Below are 430 nucleotides of genomic sequence, written 5' to 3'. Positions count from 1 at the left end.
GTGACCTGCGTGCCGCGCGCCTGCCCGGTGGCAGCCCGGTGCTGGCCCAGGCCTTCGTCAAGCAGCTGAAGACCATCAAGACCAGCTCGCCGGTCACCGCCATCGTCCAGGACAAGGATGGCGTAACGGTAAAAGTCGGTAGCGTTGGCTACCAGGCGGATTACCTGGTCATGGCCGTGCCGCTGCGTGCCCTGGCCAAGATCCAGATGACCCCGGGCCTGGACACCCAGCACGTGGCAGCGCTCAGAGGCACCAACTATGGCTGGCGCGACCAGCTGATGCTCAAGTTCAAGAAGCCTGTGTGGGAAAGCCGCGCGCGCATGTCGGGCGAAATCTTCAGCAACGCCGGCCTCGTCATGCTGTGGATCGAGCCAGCGCTCAAGGGCGGCGCCAACGTGGTGATCAACCTTTCCGGGGACAACGCCCGCCT

Annotated in this window: 1 protein-coding gene; it reads left to right on the top strand. The window is 64.9% G+C overall.

What is annotated here, in order from left to right; all coding sequences use genetic code 11:
- Positions 1-430: FAD-dependent oxidoreductase (locus tag EOE48_RS28905; protein WP_187371603.1), on the top strand; the 430-nt coding region annotated here is incomplete at both ends.

The sequence above is a fragment of the Methylobacterium oryzihabitans genome (assembly GCF_004004555.2).
GTDB classification, from domain to species: Bacteria; Pseudomonadota; Alphaproteobacteria; order Rhizobiales; family Beijerinckiaceae; genus Methylobacterium; species Methylobacterium oryzihabitans.
The sequence above is the reverse complement of the archived record's forward strand: the minus strand, read 5'-3'. Positions and strand labels throughout refer to the sequence as shown.